The organism is Vibrio sp. TAP-3B, assembly GCF_057784735.1.
Genome location: NZ_CM173495.1, coordinates 298806 through 320346, shown reverse-complemented (window position 1 = coordinate 320346; position 21541 = coordinate 298806). Strand labels below are relative to the sequence as shown.

18 protein-coding genes and 1 pseudogene are annotated in these 21541 nt (G+C 43.8%); 8 read left to right on the top strand and 11 right to left on the bottom strand.

What is annotated here, in order from left to right; genetic code table 11:
* Positions 1-43 precede the first annotated feature (43 nt).
* Together glnS and nagE are read right to left on the bottom strand one after the other, a co-directional pair.
* Positions 44-1714 (bottom strand): glutamine--tRNA ligase, encoded by a 1671-nt coding sequence (gene glnS / locus AC3D28_RS01625; RefSeq protein ID WP_488535325.1) that lies wholly within the window; start codon positions 1712-1714, stop codon positions 44-46.
* Between the two features lie 277 nt (positions 1715-1991).
* The gene (gene nagE, locus AC3D28_RS01620) at positions 1992-3488 is read right to left on the bottom strand and encodes an N-acetylglucosamine-specific PTS transporter subunit IIBC (RefSeq protein ID WP_488535324.1); all 1497 of its coding nucleotides are present in this window, start codon (positions 3486-3488) and stop codon (positions 1992-1994) included.
* A gap of 492 nt (positions 3489-3980) precedes the next feature.
* On the opposite strand from nagE, the pseudogene nagA reads away from it, so the two are divergent.
* The 4 genes and pseudogenes from nagA (at position 3981) to asnB (ending at position 9898) form a co-directional block, all read left to right on the top strand.
* Positions 3981-5116 (top strand): annotated as a pseudogene (nagA, locus tag AC3D28_RS01615) (N-acetylglucosamine-6-phosphate deacetylase).
* A gap of 2 nt (positions 5117-5118) precedes the next feature.
* Positions 5119-6333, top strand: a complete 1215-nt coding sequence (nagC, locus tag AC3D28_RS01610; protein WP_488535323.1) for a DNA-binding transcriptional regulator NagC — start codon at positions 5119-5121, stop codon at positions 6331-6333.
* A gap of 81 nt (positions 6334-6414) precedes the next feature.
* Positions 6415-8007 (top strand): cation:proton antiporter domain-containing protein, encoded by a 1593-nt coding sequence (locus AC3D28_RS01605; RefSeq protein WP_488535322.1) that lies wholly within the window; start codon positions 6415-6417, stop codon positions 8005-8007.
* Positions 8008-8233: 226 nt separating this feature from the next.
* Entirely contained in the window at positions 8234-9898 is a 1665-nt protein-coding gene (gene asnB / locus AC3D28_RS01600) for an asparagine synthase B (RefSeq protein ID WP_488535321.1), read from the top strand.
* Positions 9899-10048: 150 nt separating this feature from the next.
* On the opposite strand, the gene rfaH is transcribed toward asnB, so the two are convergent.
* Positions 10049-10549: a transcription/translation regulatory transformer protein RfaH gene (gene rfaH, locus AC3D28_RS01595; protein WP_488535320.1), complete on the bottom strand. Its 501-nt coding sequence runs from the start codon at positions 10547-10549 to the stop codon at positions 10049-10051.
* A 330-nt stretch (positions 10550-10879) separates the two neighbouring features.
* Between rfaH and AC3D28_RS01590 the strand changes: the two genes are divergently transcribed.
* Complete coding sequence (locus tag AC3D28_RS01590) at positions 10880-12268, top strand: peptide MFS transporter (protein WP_488535319.1); 1389 nt, start codon at positions 10880-10882, stop codon at positions 12266-12268.
* Between the two features lie 100 nt (positions 12269-12368).
* Here the strand turns inward: AC3D28_RS01590 and hemH are convergent, their stop codons facing one another.
* The 3 genes from hemH to htpG form a co-directional block, all read right to left on the bottom strand.
* Positions 12369-13331 carry a ferrochelatase gene (gene hemH / locus AC3D28_RS01585; protein ID WP_488535318.1) on the bottom strand — a complete coding sequence of 321 codons (963 nt, stop codon included), beginning with the start codon at positions 13329-13331 and terminating at the stop codon, positions 12369-12371.
* A 140-nt stretch (positions 13332-13471) separates the two neighbouring features.
* Positions 13472-14116 carry an adenylate kinase gene (gene adk / locus AC3D28_RS01580; protein WP_098416205.1) on the bottom strand — a complete coding sequence of 215 codons (645 nt, stop codon included), beginning with the start codon at positions 14114-14116 and terminating at the stop codon, positions 13472-13474.
* A gap of 319 nt (positions 14117-14435) precedes the next feature.
* Positions 14436-16340, bottom strand: coding sequence for a molecular chaperone HtpG (gene htpG, locus AC3D28_RS01575; RefSeq protein WP_488535317.1), 1905 nt, complete (start codon positions 16338-16340; stop codon positions 14436-14438).
* 268 nt (positions 16341-16608) lie between these two features.
* On the opposite strand from htpG, the gene AC3D28_RS01570 reads away from it, so the two are divergent.
* The 3 genes from AC3D28_RS01570 (at position 16609) to AC3D28_RS01560 (ending at position 18399) form a co-directional block, all read left to right on the top strand.
* Positions 16609-17493 carry a transcriptional regulator gene (locus AC3D28_RS01570; RefSeq protein WP_098416207.1) on the top strand — a complete coding sequence of 295 codons (885 nt, stop codon included), beginning with the start codon at positions 16609-16611 and terminating at the stop codon, positions 17491-17493.
* An 11-nt stretch (positions 17494-17504) separates the two neighbouring features.
* Entirely contained in the window at positions 17505-18020 is a 516-nt protein-coding gene (locus AC3D28_RS01565) for a regulatory protein ToxS (RefSeq protein ID WP_488535316.1), read from the top strand.
* Positions 18021-18117: 97 nt separating this feature from the next.
* Positions 18118-18399, top strand: coding sequence for an Rdx family protein (locus AC3D28_RS01560; protein WP_488535315.1), 282 nt, complete (start codon positions 18118-18120; stop codon positions 18397-18399).
* A gap of 83 nt (positions 18400-18482) precedes the next feature.
* On the opposite strand, the gene yfcE is transcribed toward AC3D28_RS01560, so the two are convergent.
* The 5 genes from yfcE to AC3D28_RS01535 form a co-directional block, all read right to left on the bottom strand.
* Positions 18483-19028, bottom strand: a complete 546-nt coding sequence (yfcE, locus tag AC3D28_RS01555; protein WP_488535314.1) for a phosphodiesterase — start codon at positions 19026-19028, stop codon at positions 18483-18485.
* A 145-nt stretch (positions 19029-19173) separates the two neighbouring features.
* Positions 19174-19602: a CBS domain-containing protein gene (locus tag AC3D28_RS01550; RefSeq protein WP_488535313.1), complete on the bottom strand. Its 429-nt coding sequence runs from the start codon at positions 19600-19602 to the stop codon at positions 19174-19176.
* Positions 19599-19949 carry a P-II family nitrogen regulator gene (locus AC3D28_RS01545; protein WP_005382084.1) on the bottom strand — a complete coding sequence of 117 codons (351 nt, stop codon included), beginning with the start codon at positions 19947-19949 and terminating at the stop codon, positions 19599-19601. The genes AC3D28_RS01550 and AC3D28_RS01545 overlap by 4 nt, the downstream gene beginning before the upstream one ends.
* Before the next feature lies 1 nt (position 19950).
* Complete coding sequence (locus tag AC3D28_RS01540; protein WP_098416212.1) at positions 19951-20730, bottom strand: DUF1538 domain-containing protein; 780 nt, start codon at positions 20728-20730, stop codon at positions 19951-19953.
* Complete coding sequence (locus tag AC3D28_RS01535) at positions 20727-21461, bottom strand: DUF1538 domain-containing protein (RefSeq protein WP_098416213.1); 735 nt, start codon at positions 21459-21461, stop codon at positions 20727-20729. The genes AC3D28_RS01540 and AC3D28_RS01535 overlap by 4 nt, the downstream gene beginning before the upstream one ends.
* Positions 21462-21541: the final 80 nt, after the last annotated feature.

The window sequence follows — 21541 nt, the reverse complement described above, 5'->3', positions numbered from 1 at the left end:
CCAGCAGTAGCTGGCATTTTTATTAGTATTAGCATTTATGAGATTATTGATTCTCTATCTTTGCCCATGTATCACGTAGACCAACCGTACGGTTGAATACTAGATTATCTGCTGAAGAATCTTTCGAGTCCACACAGAAGTAACCTGTACGTTCAAACTGATAGCCTTTCTCTGCTTCTGCAGACGCTAGGCTAGGCTCGACCAAACCATTGATCACAACTAAAGATTCAGGGTTGATTGTAGAAGCAAAATCTTCTGCTGCGCCCGGGTTTGGAACGGTAAATAAACGATCATATAGACGAATTTCAGCAGGTAATGCCTTATCAGCCGAGACCCAATGGATCACACCTTTTACCTTACGCCCGTCTTCTGGGTTCTTACCTAGCGTATCCATATCGTAAGAACAGAAGATAGTCGTAATATTACCTTCTGTGTCTTTCTCAATGCGCTCTGCCTTAATCACGTAAGCTCCACGTAGACGCACTTCTTTACCTAGAACCAAACGCTTGTACTTTTTGTTTGCTTCTTCACGGAAATCATCGCGCTCGATCCATAATTCACGCGTAAATGGCACTTCACGCACACCCATTTCAGGTTTGTTTGGGTGATTAGCAACCGTCAGCGTTTCTACCGCGCCTTCTTTAAAGTTTTCGATAACAACCTTAACGGGATCCAATACTGCCATGGCACGTGGTGCATTTTCGTTTAGGTCATCACGAATACAAGATTCTAGAGAACTGAACTCAATCATATTCTCTTGTTTTGTTACACCAATGCGCTTACAAAATTCGCGAATTGAAGCTGGTGTAAAACCACGACGACGTAGGCCAGATACCGTCGGCATACGTGGGTCATCCCAACCATCTACCAGTTTTTCTGTCACTAGCTGGTTAAGCTTACGCTTGGACATCACTGTGTATTCAAGATTTAGACGGCTAAACTCATACTGGTGTGGACGGCAATCAATCGTGATGTTGTCTAGCACCCAATCATAAAGACGACGGTTATCCATGAATTCTAGCGTACAAATAGAGTGCGTAATGCCTTCAAGCACATCAGAGATACAATGCGTAAAGTCGTACATTGGATAAATGCACCACTTATCACCTGTTTGATGGTGAGTCGCAAAACGCACACGGTAAAGCACAGGATCACGCATCACCATAAATGAAGAGCCCATGTCGATCTTAGCACGAAGACATGCTTTGCCTTCTTCAAATCCACCTGCACGCATTTTTTCAAATAGCACTAGGTTTTCTTCAACAGAACGGTCACGGTACGGGCTAGGTTTACCTGGCGCTTTCAGCGTACCACGGTATTCACGAATCTGCTCTGGACTTAGCTCATCTACGTACGCTAGGCCTTTGTTAATCAATTCAATTGCATATTCGTAAAGCTTATCGAAGTAGTTTGATGAGTAACATACTTCACCACTCCACTCAAAGCCCAACCAGTTTACATCTTTCTTGATAGACTCAACGTATTCGATGTCTTCTTTTTCAGGGTTCGTATCGTCAAAACGTAGATTACATTGACCCTGGTAGTCCTGAGCAATACCGAAGTTCAAACAGATAGACTTTGCATGACCGATATGCAGATAACCATTTGGTTCCGGCGGAAATCGAGTATGCACGCTAGTGTGTTTGCCATCCGCTAGATCTTTATCAATGATCTGGCGAATAAAGTTTGATGGACGAGCATCAGCTTCACTCATCTATAGCACCTCAAAATAATAGTATTGTCAGAGAAAACGGAACTCTACATCCAATCACGGCTTTGCAGAGCGCATTATTTCTAATGATCCACAATTCTAACCAATTAAACAACAAGAACTCGCGCTAAAACGACAATATTTATCGAATTAATGCGAAAGCACAGCAGATTCAAAGTGCCAAAACAAGAAAAGGCCTCCTGAGGAGGCCTTTTTCAATGTTGTAGTATCAAGTGTCTGCAATACTATAATAACAAACAATCACACCACTATTAAACAGTTAAGCTGGTAGCTGGACACCACTTAAGTCTTCATCTTTTGATACATTCTTCATCTCACCAGCAACAATCTCTGCTAATGGACCAAGGATAACTTGTAGATTGTTTGTACCAAGCTTCACAACTCCCATAGCTCCAAGATCTTTCAGAGTTTTCTCATTGATAACGCTCATATCTTTCACAGAAAGGCGCAAACGAGTAATACAGGCGTCGATAGAACTTAGGTTGTCATGACCGCCAAGTGCTTTCAAGTATTGACGAGCAAGCTCAGAAGAACTGCTTGATCCAACCACGTTATTAGATGAAACTTCTTCATCATCTTCACGTCCTGGTGTTTTAAGACCAAACTTAACAATCACTGTACGGAACACGAAGTAGTAAACCGCAAAGAAACCAAGACCTTGTACAATGAGCATGTACCAGTTCACTGCTAGCGGGTTACGAGTTGACAATACTAAGTCGACTAAACCAGCAGAGAAACCGAAACCTGCAATCCACTGCATTGATGCCGCGATATAAACTGATACACCAGTCAATGCTGCGTGAAGAACGTACAGTCCTGGAGCAAGGAACATGAATGCAAATTCAAGTGGTTCTGTTACACCGGTAAAGAATGAAGCAAACGCAGCCGCAATCATGATAGATGCCACTTTCTCTTTATTCTTTGATTTCGCAGTATGATACATCGCTAGAGCAGCACCCGGTAAACCAAACATCATGATTGGGAAGAAGCCTGCTTGGTACATCCCCGTAACACCTACCGTTGCCGTGCCTTCAGCTAATGATTTCGCACCGCCAAGGAAGTTTGGAATGTCATTAATACCAGCAACATCAAACCAGAACACTGAGTTTAGTGCATGGTGCAGACCAACAGGAATTAGAAGACGGTTGAAGAATGCGTAAACACCTGCACCTGCTTCACCCATACCTTGAATGCTTTCACCAAAACTTACCAGACCGCCGTAAACTGATGGCCAAACGTACATTAAAATGAACGCAATAACGATACCAGCAAAAGAAGTTAGGATCGGTACAAGACGCTTACCAGAGAAAAACGCCAGTGCTTTGTGCAGCTCTACGTGAGAAAAACGGTTGTACAATTCAGCAGAAACAATACCAACCAAGATACCTACGAACTGATTATTGATTTTACCAAATGCAGCCGATACTTCACTTGGATCAATGCCTTGAATTTGTGCTACTGCACCAGGGGCCAAAAGCGTTGTGACAACTAAGAAGCCCACGAAGCCTGAAAGTGCAGCGGCGCCATCTTTGTCTTTAGACATTCCGTAAGCAACACCAACAGCGAACAATACTGACATATTGTCAATAATTGCTGCACCAGCTTTAATAAGAAATGCAGCAAGTGCACTGTTCGCGCCCCAGCCATTTGGGTCGATCCAGTAGCCAATACCCATGAGTATTGCTGCTGCAGGAAGTGTGGCGACCGGCACCATAAGCGCCTTACCCACCTTCTGGAAGTATCCGAGAATATTCACCTTTAGTTCCCCCTATAGGATTAGATGTTATGTTGAATGACTTATTTTAGTCGTCCAATTTAGTCATGCTCAGTTTATGATATTAATTTTGCCCCGCAAATTAAAAGCTCACTGTTTGTGATCATAATCACCTGAACTTGCCCTTTCAGAAGGTTTTTGCTAGCGAGATCATAAAACTTATTTTATTATACAAAAGAATGGTGTTTTAGAGATAATATTCTCGCACTTTATGCAAAGCAGAATCGGTGTTATTTTGGTATTTAGGCAAGTAACTCACCGTAACTTCGCTCTGAAAAAGAATCATAAAAAAACAAATAACTCATTAAATTTTCAGTTAGTTACCTTAAAAATATCATCGAAAAAAACGCAACTTGCTGCATTTAACTCGTTATCTAATTCAGTGATACAAACTAAGTATCCACAAGGCTCATGTAATCACCACTTAGGTAACGATACAGAAATTGAATTCTCATCTATAAGGACTAGCTGACTATGTACGCGCTAAGTAATTGTAAAATCTATACCGGTAGTGATGTTCTTACCGATCACGCGGTCATCATCGAAAACGACCTGATTCAATCTATTGTGCCTGTTGCCGAACTACCACAAAGCACCACAATTCAAGATTTGGGGGGGCAAACCTCTGCCCTGGCTTTATTGATCTTCAACTTAACGGATGTGGTGGGGTAATGTTAAATGACGCTATCACACCAGAAACGATGCAAATTATGTATGAAGCGAATCTTAAGTCCGGATGCACGAGTTTTCTCCCTACGCTTATCACATCTTCCGATGAAGATATGCGCGCGGCTATCTCTGCCGCTCGTGAATACCACAACAAATTCAAAAATCAGTCACTAGGTCTCCACTTAGAAGGCCCTTACCTTAACGTTGCGAAAAAAGGCATTCACAATGTCGATTTTATCCGTCCTTCTGACGAAGGAATGATTGATCTTATCTGCTCAAACGCCGACATCATTACCAAAGTAACGCTGGCGCCAGAACAAAACGACCCTAAACATGTTTCTCGTCTGAAAACAGCCGGAGTTGTCGTTTCTATTGGCCATACTAATGCAACCTACGCAGAAGCGCGTAAAGGCTTTGAAGCTGGTATTACTTTCGCTACACACCTCTTTAACGCTATGACGCCAATGATGGGCCGCGAACCTGGCGTTGTTGGTGCAATATACGATACTCCTGAAGTTTATGCTGGCATTATCGCTGATGGTTTCCACGTCGACTACGCTAACATCCGAATTGCTCATAAAATTAAAGGTGAAAAGCTCATTTTGGTGACGGATGCCACAGCTCCAGCAGGTGCTAACATTGATCACTTTATTTTTGTCGGTAAGAAAGTATATTACCGAGATGGTAAGTGTGTGGATGAAAATGGCACACTAGGCGGTTCAGCTCTGACTATGATTGAAGCAGTTCAGAATTCAGTTGAGCACGCGGGGATCGCTTTAGACGAAGCTCTACGAATGGCTACTTTGTACCCAGCAACCGCAATTGGTGTTGAGGATCGACTAGGCCGAGTTCGAAAAGGCATGGTGGCAAACCTGACTATTTTCGATCGTGACTTCAATGTCAAAGCGACGATAGTTAACGGACAATACGAGCAAAATTAAGCATGAATGGCGGACAGATTGGTAATGTAGATTTAGTAAAACAGCTTAACAGCGCTGCGGTATATAGACTGATAGATCAGCAAGGTCCTATTTCCCGCATTCAAGTTGCGGATGTGAGTCAACTCGCACCAGCCAGTGTTACCAAAATAACCCGCCAACTTTTAGAGCGCGGCCTCATTAAAGAGGTCGCTCAACAAGCTTCGACTGGTGGTCGACGAGCGATTTCGTTGACCACGGAGGTCAAACCCTTCCACTCTGTTGCCGTTCGCTTAGGCCGAGACTACGTGCAATTCTGTTTGTACGACTTAGGTGGCACAGCGATAGCTGAAGATCAATATGAACTTCACTACACCAACCAAGCAGACCTGATCGCCGGACTTATTGAGCTTTTAAAAGGATTCGTAAATCGTTGTGAAGACAAAATAGATCAACTCATTGCAATCGGCATTACACTACCAGGTTTGGTTAACCCAACGACAGGTGTGGTTGAGTACATGCCAAACACCGACATCGACAACCTTGCTCTTGGTGAAATCGTGGCCGAGAAATTCAGTACCGCATGTTTTGTCGGTAACGACGTGCGTGGAATGGCGCTGGCAGAACATTATTTTGGTGCAAGCCAAGATTGTCAGGACTCAATTTTAGTTAGCGTCCACCGTGGAACTGGCGCTGGTATTATCGTCAACGGTCAAGTATTCCTTGGTTTTAACCGAAACGTTGGCGAAATCGGCCATATCCAAATCGATCCTCTTGGTGAACAATGTCAGTGTGGCAACTTTGGCTGTTTAGAAACAGTGGCGGCGAACCCTGCGATTATTCAGCGAGTAACACAACTGATTGCTCAAGGGTATGAATCAAGCCTTACTGAGGTCGAGAACATCACGATTGAAGATGTTTGTAAGCACGCAGTGAGTGGAGATGAACTCGCAAAACAGAGTCTTGTGCGCGTTGGCAATCAATTAGGTAAAGCGATAGCAATTACTGTCAACTTGTTTAACCCTCAAAAAATTATTATTGCAGGTGATATTACTGCCGCAGAAGAGATTGTATTTCCAGCAATTAAACGTAACGTAGCCAATCAGTCACTAAAAACTTTCCATAACGATCTTCCTATTGTTGCCTCACATATTGATAAACATCCAACAATGGGCGCATTCGCAATGATCAAGCGTGCCATGTTGAACGGAGTTTTGTTACAAAAGTTACTAGAAGACTAAGCTTATACAACTAATTGAGTTACAATCTCGGGCTGTGTTTTCACAGCCCGTTTTTGTCGATCAGGAATCTCGCTTAATAGTATGGAAATTATTTTAATTACAACCGCTTTTTTAGCTGGCTTTATTGCACTGAAATGCACTCTTCCTCCCCTCGTCGGCTTTTTATTAGCGGGGTTTGGGTTACATGCATTCGGTTATCAAAGCAATGATGTTATCGTCACTCTTGCTGATCTCGGGGTTACCCTCCTCCTTTTTACTATCGGGCTTAAACTCGATGTAAAAACACTGCTTTCCAAAGAGATTTGGGGAGGAGCGACTGCACATAATCTACTTTCAACCGCTTTTTTTGCGCTGGCGCTTTCAGGCCTAAAACTGCTAGGTCTGACCTCGCTTGCCAGCATGGACAATGGCCAAATTTTGCTTCTGGCCTTTGCCCTCTCATTCTCTAGTACCGTTTTTGCTGTAAAAATACTGCAAGAAAAAGGGGAAATGAATGCAACCTATGGGATGCTTGCAATCGGTATCTTAGTCATGCAAGACATCTTTGCCGTAATTTTTCTTACAGTCTCTACTGGTAAGATCCCAGAATGGTATGCAATTGGCTTGTTTGCGCTTCCTTTACTGCGTCCACTCTTCTATAAACTGCTCGATAAAGTCGGACACGGCGAAATGCTGGTACTATTCGGCGTCTTCTTCGCACTTGTCGTCGGAGCGGGACTATTTGAACTGGTAGGCATGAAGCCAGATCTCGGTGCCCTCATTCTAGGTATGCTGCTCGCCGGTCATCCTAAAGCTTCAGAATTGTCGAAATCACTATTTAACATGAAAGAGCTGTTCTTAGTCTGTTTTTTCTTAAACATAGGTTTGTCGGCTTCGCTCAGCTTCACTGGGGTCGCACTCGCATTACTCTTTATCTTGTTGCTGCCAATAAAAGGGCTACTGTACTTCGTAACGCTCAATTACTTTAAATTTCGAGTTCGTACCTCTTTACTCGCCTCATTGTCGTTGTTCAACTACAGCGAATTTGGCTTAATTGTGGCTGGCTTGGCATACACAATGGGCTGGATGCCGAGTGATATTCTGGCCGCAATTGCTGTCGCTGTATCACTATCCTTTATCATTTCTGCACCACTCAACCGTTTAGGCCACAAAATTTATCAGCACTCAGGTAAATGGCTGCAAGAAACTGCGGCAGAAAAGCTCAATCAGCGCGACCAACTAATCAACCCAGGTCATGCTCAAGTACTGATTCTTGGTATGGGTCGAATCGGCACCGGCGCCTACGATGAATTACACACTCGTTACGGCAAAATTTCACTCGGCATAGAAATTCGTGAAGACGCCGCGCAAAAACACCGCTCTGAGGGGCGCAATGTTATTTCAGGTGATGCTACTGATCCTGATTTTTGGGAGCGAATTTTAGACACTGGTCATGTAAAACTGGTGCTGCTTGCTATGCCCCATCACCAAGGGAACCAAACAGCACTAGAGCAGCTGCAGCGTCGACATTATAAAGGCCAAATTGCAGCTATTGCCGAATACCCCGATCAGCTTGAAGGTTTATTAGAAAATGGAGTTGATGCCGCGTTCAACATTTACAGTGAGGCAGGCAGCGGATTTGCTCGGCATGTCTGCCAACAACTTGAACCGACATTCACGCAAAAAAATAGGTAGTGATATTAATATTTTCCTTGAGCCTTTCTAATATTAGAAAGGCTTTTTTGTTCACTTTCCATACCGAACTTTGATTTCATTCACCAAAACAAGGTTATTTTTAAATTAAATCTAATCATAAAGGCTTTTTATTATTTTTATAATCACAAAACGTTGCTTTTTTTACTGAAAGTGGCAAATTGAAGCCATACCGATTAAAAATTATCTTGTTTAAAAAGGATGTTGTATGTGTTCAGTCTTTGGCATTTTAGACATTAAAAGTGATGCAGCTGCATTACGCCCTATCGCATTAGAAATGTCGAAAAAACTTCGTCATCGCGGTCCAGACTGGTCTGGGATCTACGCTTCTGAGCGTGCAATTTTGGCGCACGAGCGCTTAGCAATTGTTGGTTTAAATAGTGGTGCTCAACCGCTATACAGCCCTGATAAAAAACTCATCCTTGCAGTAAATGGTGAAATCTACAACCAAAAAGAAATCCGTGCACGCTACGAAGGCAAGTACGATTTCCAAACAGACTCAGACTGCGAAGTTATTCTGGCGCTATACCAAGACATGGGTGTCGACCTACTTGAAGAACTGAACGGCATCTTTGCCTTTGTCCTTTACGATGAGGAGAAAGACCAATACCTAGTAGGTCGTGATCACATTGGGATTATCCCTCTTTATCAAGGTCACGACGAGCACGGCAACTACTATGTTGCGTCTGAAATGAAAGCGCTTGTACCAGTCTGTAAAACAGTCAGCGAATTTCCTCCAGGCAGTTACTACAGTTCTAAAGACTCAGCACCACAACGCTATTACATTCGTGATTGGAATGAGTACGCAGCTGTGCAAGGCAACGCCACCAGCAAGGAAGAATTAACAGAAGCACTTGAAGCAGCGGTTAAGCGACAACTGATGACTGACGTTCCATATGGTGTGTTGCTATCTGGTGGCCTAGATTCATCAATCACATCGGCTGTAGCGAAACGCTTTGCGGCAATGCGTATTGAAGATGATGAAAAGTCAGAAGCATGGTGGCCTCAATTGCACTCTTTTGCTGTTGGCTTAGAGGGCGCACCAGATTTAAAAGCCGCCCGAGAAGTGGCCGACCAAATTGGTACGGTTCACCATGAAATGACTTACACGATTCAAGAAGGCCTCGATGCGATTCGTGACGTGATTTACCACATCGAAACTTATGATGTGACCACTATCCGCGCATCCACGCCTATGTTCTTAATGGGTCGTAAAATTAAAGCAATGGGCATTAAGATGGTGCTTTCTGGCGAGGGTGCTGATGAAATCTTTGGTGGTTACTTGTACTTCCACAAAGCACCTAACGCGAAAGAGTTCCACGAAGAAACGGTACGTAAGCTGCTTGCTCTGAACATGTTTGACTGCGCGCGCGCAAACAAATCGCTAGCGGCATGGGGTGTTGAAGGCCGAGTACCGTTCTTAGATAAAGAGTTTATTGATGTTGCAATGCGTCTGAACCCAGCGGACAAAATGTGTGGCAACGGTAAGATGGAAAAACACATTCTACGTGAATGTTTTGAGCACTACTTGCCTGAATCAATCGCATGGCGTCAAAAAGAGCAGTTCTCTGATGGCGTAGGTTACAGCTGGATTGATACGTTGAAAGAAGTCGCAGAACAAAAAGTGACGGATCAGCAGATGGAAACGGCTCAATACCGCTTCCCATACAACACGCCAACCACAAAAGAAGGTTACGTGTACCGCGAGATCTTTGAAGAGCTATTCCCACTACCTTCAGCGGCTGAGTGTGTGCCAGGTGGTCCTTCCGTCGCCTGTTCGTCAGCAAAAGCCATTGAGTGGGATGAATCATTCCAAAACTGTGTTGACCCATCAGGCCGTGCCATACAAACCGTTCACAACGACGCATACTAAATCACCAGCGTTGGGGAACAAATCTGACTCTTAACAAATATAATAAAATCAAGCAGAGGAGCATTAGCTTCTCTGCTTGATTTATACCAATCGAACCAAGCTCTAGGCCATTTATAGCTCCAGATTATGATTCGGCATTGGCAGCATTGGTTATTTTAAATCTAAATCATTGTTCTTGATACTGACGGGGACTCGCTTGGTGATCATTTTTACCAGCATGATCGACCGTTTCTCACCATCTTGTTCTTGGAAGATGGCATCAATACCTGCAAACTGACCGCTCTTCACTCTAACTTGGTCACCGGGCCTTGGCATGCACTCTGAAGCAGTGTTGTCGTTACAGTATTTTTCCAACTGTATCAATTCGGACACTAAGTCGTCTTGCACTTCTTTTGGTTGTGCACCAAACCGAACAAAGTCAACAACGCCGCGAGTCGATCGAACAGAGGTAAAATTCGGCCCCTGCTCATAATCAAAATGTGCAAAAACATAGCAAGGGAACAGCGGCTCTTCGACCTTCTGCCTTTTCCCACGCAAAATCTTTTCAACTTCGACTGTAGGGTAAAAGCACTCAACACCTTGATTTTCAAGATGCTTTTTCGCTCTAACTTGCTCCCCACGTTTACAATAAAGTAGATACCAACGCTTCATCTTATTCTAGCCAATTATAATTTTGTTTATCCTAGCATTAAGCCAAAGGTGCGTCATTGCCATTCAAACTATCGACAAAGATTATGATGATACATTGATCGTATAAGAGATGCTTTTCAAAAGGTTACGGCAACAAGTCCATAGTCAAAAATGAAAATTAAGTTTGTGACACGACCAAATCACCACCATATAATCTATAAAAACACTCAAAAACAGAGACTTAATAATCACCTTTGGTCATTAAGCGAAATTTTATTGTTTGTCAGTCGTTGAATTGCGATGTATACGTAAAAGTCGTTAAAAATGTAATAACTACTATTAGAAGACCTTATGTCAAACCAACATCAATATTTCGGCCACCCTCGTGGCTTGTTCTTATTGTTCGGTACTGAACTGTGGGAACGCTTTTCTTACTACGCAATGCGCGCCATTCTAGTACTTTACCTTACTGACACAACAATGAATGGCGGCCTTGGTTGGTCAACCAGAGATGCATTGGATCTTTACGGCATCTATACAGGACTTGTGTACATAACTCCTCTTATTGGCGGTTATCTTGCCGATAATTACTTAGGTCAACGCCGTTCGATTTTGCTGGGTGGCGCTCTGATGGCAATCGGTCAATTTACCCTCGCACTTCCAGCAGATGCTCTAGGTATTGGCTCACTGCATAGCTTTTATTTGGGTCTTGGCCTACTCATTGCAGGTAATGGTCTATTTAAACCCAATATCTCAACCATGGTTGGTGACCTATATCATGAAGGTGATAACCGTCGTGACGGCGCGTTTACAATTTTCTATATGGGGATCAACATAGGTGCTTTGCTCGCTGGTGTAATTTCAGGTTCTGTCACGACTTCTTATGGCTGGAAAGCTGGCTTTGTCGCAGCGGGCATCGGTATGCTGATCAGTCTCGTTATGCAAATGGGGTTAGCTCAATCTTGGTTAGGCAATATAGGTCGTGAACCCGCAGCCACACGAGGTCTCGATAATAAACACTCGAACAAGAAGCAACCACTGACAAAAGAAGAAGCAAATCGATTGAAAGTTATTTTAGTTATGAGCTTGTTCACCATTGTGTTCTGGGCTGGCTTTGAACAGGCCGGTGGCTTGATGAACATTTATACTCAACAATACACGGACAGAATGATCGGCAGCTTCGAAATTCCTGCGGCGTGGTTCCAATCATTGAACCCATTTTTCATCATTACGCTGGCTCCTGTCCTAGCCGTTCTGTGGGTCAAACTGGGCAAGCGAGAACCAAACTCACCCGTGAAATTCGCAATGGCATTGTTTTTCTTAGCGATTGGCTTTCTGTGTATGGTTGGTGCCGTACTAGAGCAAGGTGGTGATACTGCCGCGAAAACATCCATGTTTTGGCTGGTTGGTGCCTTCTTCTTCCACACGTTGGGTGAGCTGTGCTTATCACCAATTGGGTTGTCACTGGTAACAAAACTTGCGCCACTTCGCCTTGCTTCACTGATGATGGGGGCATGGTTTGGTTGTAATGCAATTGCAAACTATGTCGCGGGTTATGTCGGTTCACACGTGGGTGAGTTAGGTGCTTTAGCTATCTTTAGTGGTATTGCGGTAAGTGCGACCGTCAGTGGTGTGATCCTACTCCTGTTCTCCAATACACTGGTTGGTTGGATGCATGGTGCCGAAAACACTAACAGCACTGCAGAGCAAGTAGAAGAGCAACAAGTACAGGTTGCTTAATCGCTCTAGCAAACAATACAAAAAGGGTCGCATCAGCGACCCTTTTTGTATTGACCCAAACTGGCTCAAGCACCGAGATGCAAAGCATCTTGCGATTATGCTAAATCTTAGAACGAACGAGTTCAGCCATCATCTCGATATGAAGTGCATTATCATTTAAACAAGCAATATAGTTAAAACTTTCTCCTCCGGCTTCAAGAAATATTGCTTGGCACTCTTCTGAGATTTCTTCCAACGTTTCTAAGCAATCCGAAGAAAAAGCCGGTGTAATAACATCGATTTTTTTTACGCCTTTTTCTGGCAGTGTTTCAAGTGTCTTATCCGTATATGGTTGCAACCACTCTTCTCGGCCAAATCGGGATTGATAGGTCATCCCTATTTGCTGTTCATTTAATTCAAGTGCTTTGCCCAATAAACGCGTAGTCTCTTCACAGTGAAGAGGATAAATGTCACCATTATCTGCGTAGCGCTGAGGAATACCGTGGTATGAACACAGTAGGTACTCACCTTGGCCATGCTCTTGCCAGTGATCTCGAACAGATTGCGCCAGCGCAGCAATGTATTGGGGGTGATTATGGTAATCGCGAATAAAACTAAATGCTGGCATCACTGGTAAACTTTTGAATGCTTTCGTGATCCCGTCAGAAACGGCGGCTGTCGTTGTTCCTGAGTATTGTGGGTATAAAGGTAATACAATCACTTCATCCACACCTTGAGCCAGCAATGCTTCGAAACCAGATTGCAAACTTGGGTTGCCGTAAGTCATACCAAGTTCTACTGGCATGTTAAGCCTTTGAGCTAACTTCTCTGCCTGACGTTTTGAGTACACCATCAAAGGCGAGCCCTCTTCCATCCAAACTGATTGGTAAAGCTTAGCAACTTTTGGTGAACGTACAGGCAAAATCACTCCGTGTAAGAGTGGGCACCAAAGCCATCGAGTCATGTCTACCACTCGGTGATCATGAAGAAACTGACTTAAAAAACGCTTTACGGCAGGAGCTGTTGGTTCGTCAGGTGTTCCTAGGTTAACCAAGAGCACACCTTGTTTATTATTCTCTTTCATAACATCCTAATCATGGTAAACGGCTTGGATTGTACGATCACTTAGTGAAAAGGTTCATCATACCAAGCATCTGAATAAAAAAAGCGACCACTTGGGCCGCTTTCAATATATCAAAATATTATTTTTTTGACTTCAGCAAATTAAGAGAGTGCTTTCTCAATATCTGCACTAACTTCAGCAACTTGCTTAGTGCCATCAAATTTTAGGTACTTAGTGTTGCCTGCTGCTGCTTCTTTACCGTAGTAATCAATAAGTGGTGCTGTTTGATCGTGATAAACACCTAGACGAGCACGTACCGTTTCTTCTTTATCGTCATCACGAACAACAAGTTCTTCACCCGTTACATCGTCTTTACCTTCCACTTTAGGTGGGTTGTAAACAACGTGGTACGTACGACCTGAAGGAAGGTGAGCACGACGACCCGCCATACGCTCAACAATCACATCGTCAGCGACGTCAAATTCGATAACATAATCTACGTCAACGCCCATTTCTTTTAGGCCATCAGCCTGAGGAATAGTGCGTGGGAAGCCATCTAACAGAAAACCTTTTGCACAGTCTTCTTGAGCGATACGCTCTTTGATAAGACCAAGGATGATATCATCAGAAACTAGCTGACCAGCGTCGATAACAGCTTTAGCCTGTTTGCCAAGCTCTGTACCTGCTTTGATAGCAGCACGAAGCATATCACCAGTAGAGATTTGTGGAATACCGTACTTTTCCATGATGAAGTTTGCTTGTGTGCCTTTACCAGCACCTGGAGCACCTAGAAGAATGATGCGCATGATTTATCCTCTTTAATATTTAAGATTTATACCGAAGCTCACAATAGCCGGACTTCCTAGATATTAAACCTCAGAAGCACTCGCAACGATAAGTTTCGGTATAACATTTAGGCGAGCAAAAATACACGCCTTATTACTCACATTCAAGTCGCAAATTCTACCACAGGTTCTATGAGCAAAAAGTGAATTAAGACTAAAGAATGTTAACAGTGTCCCCTTTCACCTTTTATTGATTGCTAACTCAACACCGGATATGCAAATTTTTGCGACAACAAACAAAAAGCTCGCGAAGTGCGAGCTTTTTGATGTAGCTAGGCGGTTAGACCTTAGTCAAAAGCGTATTGATTGCGCTTAAAAACTCCGTTGGGTCTTCCATTGAACCTCGCTCCGCGAGCATCGCTTGACCAAGAAGAACCTCAACCCAGCGGCCAAATGCTTCTTCATCGGCTTCATCTGCCATGCGCTTAACCAGCTCATGCTCTGGGTTAATTTCGAAGATGTATTTCACCTCGGGCACTGGCTGGCCTGCAGCAGCAAGCAGCTTGGCCATTTGCGTTCCCATCTCAAAGTCATCCGTTACCACAACCGCTGGCGTTGAAGCCAACTTGAACGTAGTACGCACTTCTTTGACGCGATCACCTAAGTATGTTTTTGCACGCTCAACGACCGACTTGAATTCTTCTTCCGTTTCTTTTTGCTTTTCTTTTTCCGCTTCGTCTTCAAACTGACTCAGATCAAGGCCAGCCTTAGTGATTGACTGGAATTGCTTACCATCAAACTCAGTTAGATAGTTCATCAACCACTCATCAATGCGATCGTACATTAAGATAACTTCGATACCTTTGGCTTTGAACTGCTCTAAATGAGGGCTGTTTTTCGCGGCCGCATAGCTGTCTGCCGTTAAGTAGTAGATCTTATCTTGACCTTCTTTCATGCGCTCAACGTAAGCAGCCAGACCCACGGTTTGCTCCGCAGAATCCACTTCAGTTGAAGCAAAGCGCAATAGACCAGCAATCTTCTCTTTGTTTGCGAAGTCCTCTGCTGGCCCCTCTTTCATCACAAGACCGAACTCTTTCCAGAATGATTGATATTTCTCTTCATCATTCTTAGCCATGCGCTCTAGCATCGTTAGCACACGCTTAGTACAAGCATTACGTAGCGATTGAGTGACTTTGTTGTCTTGTAGAATCTCACGCGATACGTTCAATGGCAGATCGTTTGAATCTATCAGACCACGTACAAAGCGTAGGTATGACGGCATGAATTGCTCTGCGTCATCCATAATGAACACACGTTGTACGTAAAGCTTAAGACCTGACTTGTGGTCGCGGTTCATCATATCCCATGGCGCTTTCGATGGAATGTACAACAAGCTGGTGTAGTCGTTTTTACCCTCTACGCGGTTATGACTCCAAACGAGTGGATCCGCGAAATCATGCGATACGTGTTTGTAGAACTCTTGGTATTCTTCTTCTGAAATTTCAGATTTATTGCGAGTCCATAGTGCTTGAGCTTTGTTGATTTGCTCCCACTTTTTCTCGTCCGTTTCTTTACCTTCGTCATCACGCACGGCAGTTTGGATTGAAACAGGAATACCTATGTGATCCGAATACTTATTGATCACATCGCGTAGACGCCACTCATTTAAGAATTCTTTACCTTCGTCACGCATATGAAGAACGATGTCAGTACCGCGAGACGCTTTGGTAATGGTTTCAATGGTGTACTCACCTTCACCCGTCGAATGCCACTGAACCGCTTCTTCTGCAGGTAGGCCAGCAGCACGAGTGCGCACGGTCACCGCTTCCGCAACGATAAATGCAGAATAAAAGCCCACACCAAACTGACCGATAAGTTGTGAATCTTTGCCCTGCTCTTCGGATAGTTTCGAGAAAAATTCCGCGGTCCCTGATTTGGCAATGGTACCTAAGTGCTCAATCACATCCTCACGGCTCATACCGATACCGTTATCAGAGATGGTTAAGGTATTCGCACTTTCATCAAACCACAACTTAACGCCAAGCTCGGCATTGCCTTCATATAAATCAGGGTTTGAAAGCGCTTGGAAACGCAGCTTATCCGAGGCATCTGATGCGTTAGAAATCAGCTCGCGCAAAAAAATCTCTTTATTTGAGTAAAGAGAGTGGATCATTAAATTCAATAGTTGTTTAACTTCTGATTGAAAACCACGCGTTTCTTTGTTTTGAGATACGGTTTCGCTCATGTTTGCTCCATAACATCTAAACTAATCGGCTTTTCCATGGAGAGAAGTGTGTAACTCTCCGGAAATTGCCTTACTGATATGTCATGTAACATGTGGCTGACAAATGTAAATTCAAGGTCAATATTGCTAAAAACGGTGTTTTTTTAGCAAAATTTAATTATCCTACTCGACTAAAAGCATCTAAAACATCACGCATATTCCATGCGTCTACGTAATTTTGTGATATAAATCACTATTATTACAACATCATCCATCTAAGAAGAACTAAATGACTAACATCGGCACCAAATTTCTACTTGCTCAAAGGTTTACCTTTGACCCAAATAGTAATTCGCTCGCTGACCAACAAAACGACAACGACATTGTGCGATTAGGAAGCAACGAAAGCCGTATACTCCTGATGTTGGCAGAGAGACCAAACGAAATTTTAACCCGTCATGAGCTTCACGAGTTTGTTTGGCGTGAACAAGGTTTTGAGGTGGATGACTCAAGCCTAACGCAAGCTATCTCTACTCTGCGTAAGATGTTGAAAGATTCAACAAAATCTCCAGAATTTGTTAAAACTGTGCCAAAGCGTGGCTACCAACTCATTTGTTCTGTTGAACGCATGAGCCCACTATCCGCTGACTCTACAACAGAAGCGGAACAACAAACTTCTGACCATGAAGCTCCTGTTTCTGAAGCTGAAATGACTGACGAGCCCTTATCGACAGAATATACTCCAGAAACAACGTTAGACGCTAACCCGCTTACTAAGCCAGCAGAGCCGCAGCCAAAACCAGCGCCTCATACGAACAACAACTGGCTTTCTCGCGTTATTGTCCTAGTCGCTCTGCTGTTCCCGATCTGTGTATTGTTATTCACTAATCCGGCAGAGTCTCAGTTCCGTCAGATCGGCGAATACCAAAAAGTGCCGGTGATGACGCCAGTCAATCACCCTCAAATTAATAAATGGCTACCGTCGATTGAGCAGTGCATCAGTCGCTATGTTAAATACCATGCAGAAGACTCTATGCCGATTGAAGTAATAGCGACAGGTGGTCAAAACAATCAACTGATCCTGAACTATATTCATGACAGCCAACATTCGTATGAAAACGTGACTTTGCGTATTCTCGCCGAGCAAAACGACCTAGCCGATATATGTAAGTAAAGGAGGCCAGAATGAAGATAAAAGTAGCATCTGCGGTTTTGGCCGTATCCGTTCTTTTCAGTGCTTGGTTATACTGGGATAGCGATTTAAAAGTTGAACAGGTTCTCACTTCGAATGAGTGGCAATCGACGATGGTCACCGTCATATCAGATAATTTGCCCGATGATCCGGTAGGTCTACTACGTCGTGTTAATGTTGAATCTAACGTCAAATATCTGCCTAACGGAAATTATATCCGCGTAGCCAATATCAAGCTTTTCGCTCAAAGCTCGGCCGCAGAATCAACCATTAATATTTCAGAAAAAGGCCATTGGGAAGTGAGTGACAACTATCTGCTCGTATCGCCTTCTGAGTTTAAAGACATTTCCTCTTCTCAATCGAAAGATTTTTCTGAAAAGCAATTACGTTTGATCACTCAAATTTTCAAACTTGATGCGGAGCAAAGTCGTCGCATTGACGTTGTCAACGAAAAAACGTTGCTGCTCACTAGCCTCAATCACGGCTCTACGGTACTGTTTCAAAACTAATTTTGTTTGAATAATAAGGGGCAGACGCCCCTTTGTTTTTGCGTATGGGCTGGCCAAGTATTCTCACTCTTGCTGGAGGTCGCTCAGAGGAAGGGGTATGGAAAAAGCGAGTATCAACATTTATTACTGTCGCCAGTGCAACTGGATGTTGCGTTCAACTTGGTTATCACAAGAACTCTTACACACATTTAGTGAAGAAATCGAAATCATTAGTCTGCACCCAGATACAGGTGGTCGGTTTGAGATTGTTTGTAATGGCATTCAGATTTGGGAGCGGAAAAAAGACGGCGGATTCCCAGAAGCGAAAGTACTAAAACAGCGAGTAAGAGATATAATTGATCCTGAGCGCGACTTAGGTCATGCAGAGGCTAAAACCTGAACTCAGTCAATATAAAAAGAAAGGCAAGGGAACACTCGGCTCCCTTGCCTTTCTTTTTTCAAATGCATCGACTTTATGCCAAATTAAATGGTTGTCTGAGCCAGTACTTTACCTTCTGGGGTTTGCACCGTTAGAGTGCCTTCATCCAGCAAACCAAAGCTTCTCGGTAAACCATTACGTGGGAACGTCATTGAGCCTGGATTAAAGGTCACGACACCTTCTTGCCTCTCCGCAACCGGTATGTGCGTATGGCCATGAGCGATAACATCACCTTTTCGCAGTGGCGGTCGTTTCGTGGAATGGTATAAATGGCCGTGAGTCAAAAAGATTCGCGTACCCGATTCAAGCAGCACCCATGAGTAATCCATCATCATAGGGAAGTTCAATAACATTTGATCGACGTCACTATCACAGTTTCCACGTACGGAAATGATGCTCTCACTGTACTGGTTCAACAGCTCCGCAACCTGTGGCGGATTGTAACCTTCTGGAACTGGATTTCTTGGTCCGTGATTGAGTGTGTCACCCAACAGAATTAAGTGTTCAGCACCAGAAGCAAGAAACAACTCGATGGTTTCTTTGGTTGCAGGCAAAGAGCCATGCAAATCTGAGGCAAAAAATAGTTTCACGACTTCGTCTCCTCAAAAAGTATGAGGCTATTCTACGGCTTTTTGACAACAGCTCAACCAGGACTGAGCCGTACTGATTCCATTTAAAAGCTGGAGTAACACCACGAGACATACACCGTACTGTTCGTCTCCGCATTCAAAAGCATCATTGTTCTAAATATAAATTCATCTCTTCCTCTCGTACCATGCCATTTATCACGATATTGTTATAACTGACCATGCCAATGACTTCTCCATCTTCAACGACAGGAGCACGGCTAATCCCAAACCGTTCAAACAGACGAGCACAATATTTCACATTCATATCAGGAGCGACACACAACGCTGGCTTGGTCATAATTTCATAGATATTAGTGCGCTGGGAAGAACGATTATTTGCGAGTACTTTCTTCGCAATATCATTCATCAAGACAATGCCATATTCATCATTATCATCGCGCTTTTTCACCACCAGCGCTTTAACCTGATATTTTTTGGCGAGCGTAATGCCTTCATAAACCGTCATTAAACCATCGACCATGACGTAAGTAACCGCCATCACATCGCGAACTCTGACTATTTCTTGATTACTCATAACTCATCCTCGACCACTTTCGTCAACGTCTCGACTTGGTGCGCGACGCCTACTGCGTCTTCAATATCAATCTGAATCGCAATACCCTGTCCTGACTCTCGGTCAAATTCTCCAACCTCATTGATGGTTTCCAATATATGTCGTGAAAGATGTTCTTCCACCACAAATAGCAGCACATCTTTTTGTACTTCTAACGTTAAACCAAAAAAAGTTCGCTTTTGGTTTAAGCCTTGTCCGCGAGCATTATTAATAACGGTCGCACCTGTGGCGCCAGCATCGCGAGCCGCATCCAGCACCTTGTCTGTTTTGCTGTCTTCAACAAACGCAAGTATCAATTTAAAGCGCATTTCATTCATCCTCCGAGGTGTCTTTATTCAGCCACTGGGTTATTTGCGCATACCCCATTACGGATATAATCGGAAACAAACTGGCAAAGGCAATCAGACCAAAACCATCTATCATTGGGTTTCTCCCTGGTACTGTCGAGGCAAGCCCCAACCCCAGCGCGGTCACAAGTGGAACGGTCACTGTAGAAGTTGTAACGCCTCCTGAATCATAAGCGAGAGGAACAATCAATTTAGGCGCATAGAAGGTTTGAATCACGACCACAATGTAACCGGCAATAATGTAGTAATGGATCGGGTCTCCCACGACGATTCGATAACTGCCAAGAGAAATGCCAATCGCAACGCCCAGTGCAACCGCAACTCGTAAGCCATTAATACTGATACTGCCACCCGATACCTGATTTGCCTTTATTGCAACCGCAATTAACGATGGCTCTGCAATAGTGGTACTAAAACCAATAAAAAAGGCAAAAGTGTAAACCCAGTAATAATCAGCCCATATTAATCTCTGGCCAACCGACACTTTAAACTCACGTAAAAAATCAGGTGCAGTAAGCTGAGCCGCCATGGTTTCCCCTAGCGGAAATAACGCCATTTCGAGCCCAAGCAAAAACAGTGACAACCCCAAAATGACATAAAAGAATCCCAACAATACCTTTTTGAGGTTATTGACCGGACGCCGTAATACGGCCAATTGAAACCCGAAAATAATGGTCGTAATGGGAATAACATCACGAACCGTCGACAACAATGTCTCAGTAAAGTGCGCAAACGAAATCATGTCACGACCATTCCATAAACCATGACAAACATCATCGGCAATAATGAAGCAAAAGCGATCAACCCAAAGCCATCCACCATGGGGTTTCGCCCTTTAATTGCGGATGCGAGCCCCACTCCGAGCGCCGTCACCAAAGGCACGGTAATCGTTGATGTGGTTACTCCGCCCGAGTCATAAGCGATCCCAATTATCGACTCAGGCGCAAACCACGTTAATGCAACGACGCCCACATAACCTCCAATAATCATGTAGTGAATCGGCCATCCTTTTAAAATGCGCAGCACTCCAACAACAATGGCAATCCCCACCGAAAGCGCGACGGTCACTCGTAGGCCTAAACCATATTCCTGTATGGCCTGCTCTGAATTTGCGATCATCCCTCCTTCAGCAGCCACCTCAGAGGCCTCTTCCGCAACAGCGGTTAAAGCCGGCTCAGCTATCGTCGTGCCAAATCCCAAACAAAATGCGAACACCAACAACCAAAATACACTGCCCTTTTTCGCGAACGCTTGTGCCATGCTTTCTCCAATAGGAAAAAGGCCAAGCTCTAAACCAAAAATAAAAAAGGTAAGCCCTAGAACGACAAACAATAAGCCAAAAAGAATGGAAGCAAGATGAGGAAGAGGTTCTTGCAATACAACTAATTGAAAAAAAGTGATGACGATAACAATAGGTAGCAGGTCTCGAGTACTATTCATCAGCGCTCTAAAGAGAGCGATAAATGCTTCCATACTGGTCCTCCTTGCTGGCCGTGTTTGTTGTTATCCACACCAGCTCCATTGGCGATTCTTTCAGTTTGGCATAAATTCAT

Coding starts and splice junctions, on each gene's coding strand:
- AC3D28_RS01560 (WP_488535315.1), top strand. CDS start 18,118: ATGGAAAAAGCGAGTATCAACATTTATTACTGTCGCCAGTGCAACTGG.
- AC3D28_RS01605 (WP_488535322.1), top strand. CDS start 6,415: ATGGAAATTATTTTAATTACAACCGCTTTTTTAGCTGGCTTTATTGCA.
- hemH (WP_488535318.1), bottom strand. CDS start 13,331: ATGAAAGAGAATAATAAACAAGGTGTGCTCTTGGTTAACCTAGGAACA.
- htpG (WP_488535317.1), bottom strand. CDS start 16,340: ATGAGCGAAACCGTATCTCAAAACAAAGAAACGCGTGGTTTTCAATCA.
- AC3D28_RS01565 (WP_488535316.1), top strand. CDS start 17,505: ATGAAGATAAAAGTAGCATCTGCGGTTTTGGCCGTATCCGTTCTTTTC.
- adk (WP_098416205.1), bottom strand. CDS start 14,116: ATGCGCATCATTCTTCTAGGTGCTCCAGGTGCTGGTAAAGGCACACAA.
- AC3D28_RS01540 (WP_098416212.1), bottom strand. CDS start 20,730: ATGATTTCGTTTGCGCACTTTACTGAGACATTGTTGTCGACGGTTCGT.
- AC3D28_RS01590 (WP_488535319.1), top strand. CDS start 10,880: ATGTCAAACCAACATCAATATTTCGGCCACCCTCGTGGCTTGTTCTTA.
- AC3D28_RS01545 (WP_005382084.1), bottom strand. CDS start 19,949: ATGCGCTTTAAATTGATACTTGCGTTTGTTGAAGACAGCAAAACAGAC.
- AC3D28_RS01535 (WP_098416213.1), bottom strand. CDS start 21,461: ATGGAAGCATTTATCGCTCTCTTTAGAGCGCTGATGAATAGTACTCGA.
- asnB (WP_488535321.1), top strand. CDS start 8,234: ATGTGTTCAGTCTTTGGCATTTTAGACATTAAAAGTGATGCAGCTGCA.
- AC3D28_RS01550 (WP_488535313.1), bottom strand. CDS start 19,602: ATGAGTAATCAAGAAATAGTCAGAGTTCGCGATGTGATGGCGGTTACT.
- rfaH (WP_488535320.1), bottom strand. CDS start 10,549: ATGAAGCGTTGGTATCTACTTTATTGTAAACGTGGGGAGCAAGTTAGA.
- nagC (WP_488535323.1), top strand. CDS start 5,119: ATGAATGGCGGACAGATTGGTAATGTAGATTTAGTAAAACAGCTTAAC.
- glnS (WP_488535325.1), bottom strand. CDS start 1,714: ATGAGTGAAGCTGATGCTCGTCCATCAAACTTTATTCGCCAGATCATT.
- AC3D28_RS01570 (WP_098416207.1), top strand. CDS start 16,609: ATGACTAACATCGGCACCAAATTTCTACTTGCTCAAAGGTTTACCTTT.